Origin of the sequence: Intestinibacillus massiliensis (assembly GCF_900155735.1) — a bacterium.
GTDB classification, from domain to species: Bacteria; Bacillota; Clostridia; order Oscillospirales; family Butyricicoccaceae; genus Intestinibacillus; species Intestinibacillus massiliensis.
The window spans coordinates 54,103-63,361 of record NZ_LT707054.1 but is presented as its reverse complement, the minus strand read 5'-3'; the positions used below and the strand labels follow the sequence as shown (position 1 = coordinate 63,361).

General features: G+C 64.3%; 12 protein-coding genes. 11 read left to right on the top strand and 1 reads right to left on the bottom strand.

Features of this window, described 5'->3' with window-relative positions; all coding sequences use genetic code 11:
- The 7 genes from CZ203_RS04190 to ybaK form a co-directional block, all read left to right on the top strand.
- On the top strand, window positions 1-229 hold a 229-nt coding region (locus CZ203_RS04190; protein ID WP_235847455.1), incomplete at its 5' end, for an ATP synthase subunit C.
- A 13-nt stretch (window positions 230-242) separates the two neighbouring features.
- Window positions 243-551, top strand: a complete 309-nt coding sequence (locus CZ203_RS04185; protein ID WP_087064922.1) for a V-type ATP synthase subunit F — start codon at window positions 243-245, stop codon at window positions 549-551.
- Window positions 552-682: 131 nt separating this feature from the next.
- Window positions 683-1,291: a V-type ATP synthase subunit E family protein gene (locus CZ203_RS04180; RefSeq protein WP_087064921.1), complete on the top strand. Its 609-nt coding sequence runs from the start codon at window positions 683-685 to the stop codon at window positions 1,289-1,291.
- A complete protein-coding gene (locus CZ203_RS04175) occupies window positions 1,291-3,072 on the top strand; it encodes a V-type ATP synthase subunit A (protein ID WP_087064920.1) in 1,782 nt (593 codons plus the stop codon). The genes CZ203_RS04180 and CZ203_RS04175 overlap by 1 nt, the downstream gene beginning before the upstream one ends.
- Window positions 3,069-4,463 carry a V-type ATP synthase subunit B gene (locus CZ203_RS04170; RefSeq protein ID WP_087064919.1) on the top strand — a complete coding sequence of 465 codons (1,395 nt, stop codon included), beginning with the start codon at window positions 3,069-3,071 and terminating at the stop codon, window positions 4,461-4,463. The genes CZ203_RS04175 and CZ203_RS04170 overlap by 4 nt, the downstream gene beginning before the upstream one ends.
- 32 nt (window positions 4,464-4,495) lie before the next feature.
- Window positions 4,496-5,104: a V-type ATP synthase subunit D gene (locus tag CZ203_RS04165; RefSeq protein ID WP_087064918.1), complete on the top strand. Its 609-nt coding sequence runs from the start codon at window positions 4,496-4,498 to the stop codon at window positions 5,102-5,104.
- Between the two features lie 234 nt (window positions 5,105-5,338).
- Window positions 5,339-5,824 carry a Cys-tRNA(Pro) deacylase gene (ybaK, locus tag CZ203_RS04160; RefSeq protein WP_087064917.1) on the top strand — a complete coding sequence of 162 codons (486 nt, stop codon included), beginning with the start codon at window positions 5,339-5,341 and terminating at the stop codon, window positions 5,822-5,824.
- 6 nt (window positions 5,825-5,830) lie between these two features.
- Here ybaK and CZ203_RS04155 read toward each other — a convergent pair whose 3' ends face one another.
- Window positions 5,831-6,592, bottom strand: a complete 762-nt coding sequence (locus CZ203_RS04155) for a hypothetical protein (protein ID WP_159456357.1) — start codon at window positions 6,590-6,592, stop codon at window positions 5,831-5,833.
- 93 nt (window positions 6,593-6,685) lie between these two features.
- Here CZ203_RS04155 and CZ203_RS14525 point away from each other — a divergent pair, with 93 nt between their 5' ends.
- From CZ203_RS14525 to CZ203_RS04135, 4 genes are all read left to right on the top strand, one after another.
- Window positions 6,686-7,195: a YqeG family HAD IIIA-type phosphatase gene (locus CZ203_RS14525; RefSeq protein WP_159456356.1), complete on the top strand. Its 510-nt coding sequence runs from the start codon at window positions 6,686-6,688 to the stop codon at window positions 7,193-7,195.
- Window positions 7,195-8,052, top strand: a complete 858-nt coding sequence (locus CZ203_RS04145) for a TIM barrel protein (RefSeq protein ID WP_087064914.1) — start codon at window positions 7,195-7,197, stop codon at window positions 8,050-8,052. Before CZ203_RS14525 ends, CZ203_RS04145 begins: the two co-directional genes overlap by 1 nt.
- Complete coding sequence (gene aroQ / locus CZ203_RS04140; RefSeq protein ID WP_087064913.1) at window positions 8,049-8,483, top strand: type II 3-dehydroquinate dehydratase; 435 nt, start codon at window positions 8,049-8,051, stop codon at window positions 8,481-8,483. Before CZ203_RS04145 ends, aroQ begins: the two co-directional genes overlap by 4 nt.
- The coding region (locus tag CZ203_RS04135) for a M24 family metallopeptidase (RefSeq protein WP_087064912.1) at window positions 8,480-9,259 on the top strand (780 nt) is incomplete at its 3' end. The genes aroQ and CZ203_RS04135, both read left to right, overlap by 4 nt.

The following is a 9,259-nucleotide window of genomic DNA, read 5'->3' as shown; positions in this document are numbered from 1 at the left end:
CGCGCAGGACGGGCTTGCAATCGGCCTCGGCTATCTTGCGGCCGCGCTGGTTACCGGTATGGCGGCAATTGGCGCGGGTATTGCGGTCGCGGCGGCGGCGCCCGCGGCAATCGGCGCGTTTTCCGAGGACCCGAAGTCCTTCGGCAAGTCGCTGATTTTCGTCGCGCTCGGCGAAGGCGTTGCGATTTACGGACTCCTGATCTCGATCCTGATCCTGAACAAGCTGTAAGGGTGGGAGTTTTATGAAATTTTTCCTGCTCAGCGACAATATCGACACCCGGATGGGGCTGCGGCTGGCGGGGATCGAGGGCGTGGTCGTGCACGAGAAGCACGAAACGCTCGAGGCGCTCGACCGCGCGATGGCAGACTCGCAAATCGGCATCATCCTGATGACCGAGAAGCTGATCCGCCTGTGCGCGGAAACGGTGTATGACTATAAGCTGCACCGCCGCACGCCGCTGATTGTGGAAATCCCCGACCGCCACGGCTCAGGCGACAGCGGCAGCATCATCGCGGAGTACATCAAGGACGCGATCGGCATCACCATTTAAGCAACCCGTCCGGGAAGCCTTGCGTCCCTGGCTTTTTATGGGGTTGCCCTTTGCAATCCCGGAAATAGGCACGCTGCGGCGTGGGGAAGCCCGTACAGTTTTAATGTTAGCCCTCGCGGGGAGGTAACCGAATGAATGAACAATCCAAACTCGGCGCTTTCCGCCGCTCCATGACCGCGCAGGCCGAGGCCGAGATCGCGCGCATGGAGCAGGAGATGGAGGCGCTCCGCCAGGCGCGCGCCGCACGGGAAAAGGCGCGCGCGGAGGCGGGCGAGGACCGCTGCATCGCCCAGGCGCGCGTACAGGCGGCGCGTGAAAGCCGCCAGACGGTGGCGCGTGCCGGCGCGGCATGCCGCGCAAGGCTGCTGCGCCTGCGCGAAACCCTGACCGAAGGGGTTTTTGAAGAAACGGGGGCGCGGCTCGCGGCCTTAGCAGCTTCCGAGGAATACGAAGGATATCTGCGGGGCTGCGTGCGCCGCCTGCGAGAAACGCTGCCCGGAACCGGGGCGGCGCTGTCCCTGCGCCCGGAGGACGCGGGGTATGCGGACGGCCTGCGGGACATCTGGCAGGGGGAAATCCGTACGGACGGGACGTTCCGGCGCGGCGGCGCGGCAGCCGCCGACGCGGAGCACGGCGTCCGCGCGGACGCCACGCTGGACGCCGCGCTTGCCGCGCAGCGGGACTGGTTCCGTGCGCATTCCGGCGTGATCCTGCACGAAGTGGAAGGCGGTGAGGGCTGATGGCACAGAATGTAATCGGCGCAATCAACGGCCCGGTCGTCAAGGTGCGGCGTACCGCGGACTTCAGCATGATGGAAATGGTGCATGTGGGCGAAAAGCGGCTGCTCGGCGAGGTCATCGCCATGAACAGCGAAGAGACCACCATCCAGGTTTATGAAAACACGACCGGCCTACGCGTCGGCGAACCGGTCGAGCCGACGGGCGGGCCGATGTGCGCCACGCTCGCGCCCGGTATCCTGACCGGCATTTACGACGGCATCCAGCGCCCGCTGGACGTGATCGCGGCGCAAAGCGGCGCGTTCATCCCGACCGGGCTGGACGTGTCCGCGCTGGACACCCGGAAAAAGTGGCGGGTTACCCTACGCGTCAAAGCTGGCGACCGGCTCGCGGGCGGCGCGGTCTTTGCGGCCTGCCCCGAGACCCCGCTGATCGAGCACCGCATCATGGTGCCGCCCGGCGTGTCGGGCGAGGTCGTGTTTGCCGCGCCCGACGGGGAATATACGATGGATGGCCATCTGCTGACCCTGCGGGATGGGGACGGCCGGGAACATGTGCTCACCATGACGCAGCGGTGGCCGATCCGGACGCCCCGCCCCTGTCGCGCGCGCCTGCCCATCGACCGGCCGCTCCTGACCGGGCAGCGCGTCATCGATACGCTGATCCCGATCGCCAAGGGCGGCACGGCTGCCGTGCCCGGCGGGTTCGGCACGGGCAAGACCATGACCCAGCACCAGATCGCCAAGTGGTGCGACGCGGATATCATCGTCTACATTGGCTGCGGCGAGCGCGGCAACGAGATGACCCAGGTGCTCGACGAGTTCGGCGCGCTGATCGACCCCAAGTCCGGCCAGCCGCTGTCCGCGCGCACGGTGCTGATCGCGAACACCTCCAACATGCCGGTCGCGGCGCGCGAGGCTTCGATCTACACCGGGCTGACGCTTGCGGAGTATTACCGGGACATGGGCTACCATGTCGCGATCATGGCGGATTCCACCTCCCGCTGGGCGGAGGCGCTGCGCGAAATCTCCGGCCGCTTGGAGGAGATGCCCGCGGAGGAGGGCTTCCCGGCCTATTTGCCGAGCCGTATCTCGCAGTTTTATGAGCGTGCGGGCTATATGGAAAACCTGGACGGCTCCGAGGGCAGCGTGACGATCATCGGCGCGGTGTCCCCGCAGGGCGCGGACTTTTCCGAGCCGGTCACGCAGAACACAAAGCGTTTTGTGCGTTGCTTCTGGGCGCTGGACAAATCGCTGGCCTATGCGCGCCACTACCCGGCGATCAATTGGTCGACCAGCTATTCCGAGTACGTGGTCGAGCTGGCGGGCTGGTATGAGAAGAACGTATCCCCGGATTTCCTGCCCGTGCGCCAGCGCATGAACAATATCCTCCAGGAGGAGGACAAGCTGATGGAGATCGTCAAGCTAATCGGCGCGGACGTGCTGCCCGACGAGCAGAAGCTGGTCATTGAGGCCGCGAAGGTCATCCGCGTGGGGTTCCTGCAACAGAACGCCTTCCATAAGGACGATACCTATGTGCCGATGGAAAAGCAGCTGCGCATGATGCAGGTAATCCTGCTGCTGTACGACGAGGCCTTGCGGCTGGTGCAGCAGAGCGTGCCGATCGCCACCGTGCTCGGCACGGGGCTGTTCGACAAGCTGATTAAAATGAAATACGACATCCCGAACGACGACCTGTCCAAATTTGACGGGTACGAGGCGGAAATCAGGCAAACCTGCGCGGAGCTGCGCGCAAGGGGCGCGGAAGGCGGTGAGGCGCGGTGAAGGTCGAACGTTTGGGCCTGCAGGAAATCAACGGCCCGCTGGTCGCGCTGGACGGCGTATCCGGCGTATCCAACGAGGAGGTTGTGGAGCTGTCCCTTGCGGACGGCTCGGTGCGTACCGGCCGCGTGATCGCGCTGGACGGCGCGCGCGCGGTCGTGCAGGTGTTTGAAGGCACCGCCGGCCTGTCCCTGAACGGCGTGCGCACCCGCTTCCTGGGGCACCCGCTCCAGCTCCCGCTGTCGCCGGAGCTGCTTGGCCGCGTCTTTAACGGCGCGGGCCGCCCGGTGGACGGCCTCGGCGGGCTTTACGCGGAAAAATACGGCGATATCAACGGCAGCCCGATGAACCCGGTCGCGCGCGAATACCCGCGCAACTATATCGCGACCGGCGTTTCCTCGATCGACTGCCTGGTAACGCTGATCCGCGGGCAGAAGCTGCCCATCTTTTCCGGCTCCGGCATGAGCCACAACCAGCTTGCCGTGCAGATCGTCCGGCAGGCGCAGACCGCCGCGCAGGCCGGGGAGAAGTTCGGCGTGGTGTTCGCGGCGATGGGCGTCAAAAACGACGTGGCGGACTACTTCCGGCGCTCGTTCGACGAGGCGGGCGTCATGGGGCATGTCTGCATGTTCCTCAACCTGTCGAACGACCCGATCATCGAGCGTATCCTCACGCCGAAATGCGCGCTGACCGCGGCGGAATACCTGGCGTTCGAGCACGATATGCACGTCCTGGTCATCATGACGGACGTGACGGCCTACTGCGAGGCGCTGCGCGAGTTTTCCTCGTCCAAGGGCGAAATCCCGGGCAGGAAGGGCTATCCCGGCTACCTCTACTCCGATCTCGCGTCTCTGTATGAACGCGCCGGGCTGCTCAAGGGCAAAAAAGGCTCCGTCACGCAGATCCCGATCCTGACCATGCCGAACGACGATATTACGCACCCGGTGCCCGACCTGACGGGCTACATCACCGAGGGGCAGATCGTCCTCGACCGCAACCTCGACCATTTGGGGATTTACCCGCCGGTGTCCGTGCTGCCCAGCCTGTCGCGCCTGATGAAGGACGGCATCGGCGCGGGCTACACGCGCGACGACCACTCCGCGGCGTCCGCGCAGCTTTTTGCCAGCTACGCCAAGGTGCAGGACGCCCGCGCGCTCGCGTCGGTCATCGGCGAAGAGGAGCTTGCACCCTCCGACCGGCTGCACCTGCGCTTCGGCGGGCTGTTCGAGCGTTACTTCTTAAACCAGGGCTTTACGGAAAACCGGACGATTGGGGAGACGCTCGACCTGGCGTGGGCGCTGCTGTCCACGCTGCCGCGGGAGGAACTTGACCGCGTCGAGCCGGAGGTGCTGGCGGCGCATTATGATCCGGAAAAGGCAAAGCGGTTCCAGTAAAGCCGCGCATTGGCTGAAAGGGGAGGGATACGATGGCGGAACAGGTCGTGCCAACCAAGGGCAACCTGCTGACGACGAAGAAATACCTGGGCCTGTCCACGCTGGGCTTCGACCTGCTTGACCGCAAGCGCAACATCCTGGTGCGCGAGCTGATGCTGCGCATCGACGAGGCGCGGGAACTGAAGGGGCAGGTGCGTGAGATCTTTGACGAGGCTTACCGCGCGCTGCAGCAGGCGAACATTACGCTTGGCGTGATCGAGCCGCTGGCTGAGCGCCTGCCGGTCGCGGGCGGCATCGAGATCAGCTACCGCAGCGTCATGGGCGTCGAGCTGCCGGGCGTGACCCTGCGCGAACATATCCCAGACCCGGCCTACAGCCTGCTCGACACCAATTCGCGCCTGGATTACGCATATTGCTGCTTCATGCAGGTGCGCGCGCTGTCGGGGCGGCTGGCCGAGGTGGAAAACAGCATTTACCGGCTGACCAGCGCAATCAAAAAAACGCAGCGGCGCGCCAATGCGCTTAAGAACATCATCATCCCGCGGTTTGAGGACAACGTTAAGTTCATCACGGACTCTCTGGAGGAGAAGGAGCGCGAGGAGTTTTCCCGGCTCAAGGTGCTCAAGAAAAACCGGGGATAAATGCGCACGCGGGATCCCATCCCGGATGTGTTTTGCGGCGGCAAGCGCGCCCTTGCAGGGGATGCTTGCCGCCGTTTTATGGGGGCGGGCAAAAGCGCCCCCCGGCAAAGGCGCGCTCCGGCGCGGCGGAGGTGCGGCAATCTGCCCGCGCGGCATGGCTGCGCGGGTTGTTTTTTGTCCCCAAAGGCGCTATAATATTGCCGTTATGAGTTTATGGAAGGGCGGGCCGTACAAATGGCGAAGCACACGGAAGTGAAGACCAATGTTATGCGCATCCTGGAGCAGGCGAAGGTGGCCTATACGCCGCATGAGTATCCGCATGGGAAGGAAGCGGTGGACGGCGTGACGGTCGCGGGATTGCTCGGGCAGGACGTCAATACCGTATTCAAGACACTTGTGGCACGCGGCAAGGGCGGCGCGATCCATGTATTTGTCATCCCGGTCGCGGCCGAGCTCGATCTCAAGAAAGCGGCGCGCGCGGTGGGGGAAAAGGCGGTGGAAATGGTGCATGTCAAGGAACTGCTCGGGCTGACGGGCTATGTGCGCGGCGGCTGCTCGCCTGTCGGCATGAAAAAGGCGTACGGTACGGTATTCCACGAAACGGCGGCGCACATCCCGACGATCATGGTTTCGGCGGGCAAGGTCGGCTACCAGGTCGAAACGCGCCCCGCCGACCTGATCGCGCTGACCGGGGCGGCAATCGCGGACATCACGGCCTGACGGCGCTTACAGCATGCCGGCCACATCCGGGTACAGGGCGAAGAGGTGGCGCACCTCCTGCTTTTGCAGCTGCATGATCTTTTCCTCCATGGTGCTGTCGTCGTCGAACAGGACGAAGTGCCCGTGCGCGTCCTTGTCCATATAGGTATAGTATTTGGCGCACAGCTCGTGGGAGAAGAAGACCTGCGCGCCGTGCGCCGCGCGCAGCGATTCGCGCGCCTCCGGCGTGAGCGACATGCCGTCGGGCGATGCGGCTGGCAGGGAGAAATCGGCGCTGACCGGCCGCAGCAGCGCGGCGATGCGCCCGGCGCCGTACTGCTCCTGCAATTCCGCGACCATGCCGCGCAGGCTGCCGCCGGAGACCGCGGTTTCCACCGTCAGGATGGCGTGGCGGACGTCCTGCGCGCGCGCCGCGGGGACGAAAAACGGCAGGCCGCGTTCCTGGAGCGCCTCGTCCAGCGCCGTACAGAGGGCGCGCGCGGAAGGGGAGCCGCATTCAAAATCCGCGAAAACGCCGCGCGCCTGGAGCCGTCCGGCCTCGTACAGCACGTCGTTTACAAAGGTCTTGGGATGCACGGTGACGGACGGCGCGGGAAAGTCGCCGATGCCGATATAGTTCCCTGTGGTATGCACGCTCAGTTTGAGCCGCCCGAGCGCGCCGCGCGGCGTGACACGGAAGCACAGGTCGAGCAGCGGGTGGCCGTGCCCGGCCGCGCGCGAAGTATCCGCGCCGGCGCAGACAAGGATGACGGATGCGGGCAGCGACACGTAAAATCACTCCTTTTTTCTGGACATCGCGTAAAAAATCGATTACACTACTATATGTCGCACGCGGCAAAACAAGTACAACAGGAGAAGCTTATGAGCAAATTGATCCCCACTTATGTGTTTGAATCCATTTACGAGATTACGCCCGCCCTGCTGCAGGGCCACGGCGCGCGCGGGATGCTGATCGACCTCGACGGGACGATGGCGTCGCGCCACGACGCGACCCCGCCGGATACGCTGCGCCCCTTCTTGCACAGCTTTTTGGACGCGGGCATAGAAGTACTTGTTTTGTCCAATAATAATGAACGGCGGGTGCAGGTTTTCTGCGAAGGGCTGGACGTGCCCTGGCTCAGCCGGGCGGGCAAGCCCTTCCGGCGCGGGTTCCAGCGCGGCGCGGCCGTGCTCGGCGTGCCGATCAGCGAATGCGCGGTCGTGGGCGACCAGATTTATACCGATACCTGCGGCGGAAACCGCGCGGGCGCGGCGGCGACCTGCTATGTGCGGTCGCTCGACCTCAAGGATTTTTGGATCAACCTGCGCTACCAGTTTGAGCGCGGCTTTATCGCGCGCGGCAAAAAGCAGATGGAAGCGAGAAAAAAATAATGGAAGCAAGATTTGGCCCGGCAGGCAACGCGCAGGCGTTTGCGGACGCGGGCTTCAAAGCCACGGTGGACGCCCCGCGCTGGCTCAGCACGCTGGGGCTGGACGCCTACGAATACCAGTGCGGCCGCGGCGTAAACGTCGGCGAGGAGACGGCCGCCAAAATCGGCGCGCAGGCGGCGGCGCACGGCGTCGCCATGTCGATCCACACGCCGTATTTCATCAACCTGTCTTCGGATGAAACCGTGCGCATGGAGAAAAACGCAGGCTATGTGCTGGCAAGCTGCCGCGTGGCCAAGGCCATGGGCGCGACGCGGCTGACTGTCCACTGCGGCGGGCAGGGCAAGCTGTCGCGCGCGCGGGCGCTCGCCAACACATCGAAAAACCTGCGAAATATCCTGTCCCTGATGGAGCAGGAAGGTTTCGGCAGCCTGACGCTGTGCCTTGAGACCATGGGCAAGCAGAGCGTGATCGGCAGCGCGGAGGAGGTCTGCGCGCTCGTCGCACAGGACGACCGGCTGCTGCCCTGCATTGACTTCGGCCACTTAAACGCCCGCACGCAGGGGCGGTACAACAGCCGCGAGGCGTTTGCGGGGCTGTTCGACCTGATGGAGAATACCATCGGCGTGGCGCGCACGCGTGTGTTCCACAGCCATTTTTCCAAAATAGAATACGGTGAAAAAGGCGAAAAGCGCCATCTGACCTTTGCGGATACGGTTTACGGGCCGGATTTTGCACCGGTTGCGGCGCTCGCCGCGGAGCGCGGCTACACGCCGACCTTTATCTGCGAATCCGCAGGCACACAGGCTGCGGACGCGGTCACCATGAAACAACTATATGAGGGAGCGAGACAAAAATGAAGCATGTACTGCTGATCCACGGGCCGAACCTGAACCTGACCGGGGTGCGGGAGCCGGGTATTTACGGGCGCAACACGTTGGCGGCGATCAACGCCGAGGTGGTGCAGAAGTGTGAAAAGCTCGGGATGAAGTGCTCGGTGTTCCAGTCGAACAGCGAGGGCGCGCTCATCGACCGCATCCATGCGGCCATGGACGAATGCGACGCGATCATTATGAACGCGGGCGCATACACGCACTACAGCTATGCGATCCGCGACGCCATCGCGGCCGTGCGCCTGCCGTGCGTCGAGGTACATATGTCCAACGTGCACGCGCGCGAGGAGTTCCGGCACCAGTCGGTGATCGCGCCGGTGTGTGCGGGGGTCATCGCAGGCTTCGGTAAGGATAGCTACCTGCTTGCGGTTGATGCGGTAAAGGCGATGATGGTATGATCACAAAAATCCAAAAGGCGCTGGCAAACGCCGGTTTTGACGCGCTCCTGCTGACCAGCGAGCAAAACCGCCGCTATGCCACGGGGTTCCACTCCTCGGCGGGCGCGTGCTATATTTCCGCGCAGCGCGCCGTTTTCTTCACGGATTTCCGCTATATCGAAGCGGCGCGCGCGCAAATCCAGGGCTTCGAGGTGCGCGAGGTCGGCGCCGGCATGAGCTACAGTGAAGCGGTAAACGCCTGCATTGCGGCAGACCGCGCGCAGAGCATTGCGCTTGAGGACGAGGCGCTGACCTTTGCGGCCTACAAGGGCTGGGAAAAGGGGCTGTCGGCCGAAGCGGCGCCCCAGGCGGGCTTTATGGACCGGCTGCGCCTTATCAAGGAGCCGCGCGAGGTCGAATGCATCGTCCGCGCCCAGCGCATCGCGGAACGCGCGCTCGCGGAAACGCTGAACGATATCCGCCCGGGCGTGACCGAGAAGCAGGTCGCGGCGCGGCTGACCTACCTGATGCTGCTGTACGGCGGCGAAAACATGTCCTTTGACCCGATCGTGGTCTCGGGCGCGAATTCGTCCAAGCCGCACGGCGTGCCTTCGGGCAAGGCCATTGCGGACGGCGATTTCGTCACGATGGATTTCGGCTGTATCGTGGACGGCTACTGTTCCGACATGACGCGCACCGTGGCGGTCGGCCACTGCACCGACGAAATGCGCCGCGTATATGAAACCGTGCTCGCGGCGCAGCAGGCCGGGATCGCGGCGGCGCGCGCGGGCGCGGCC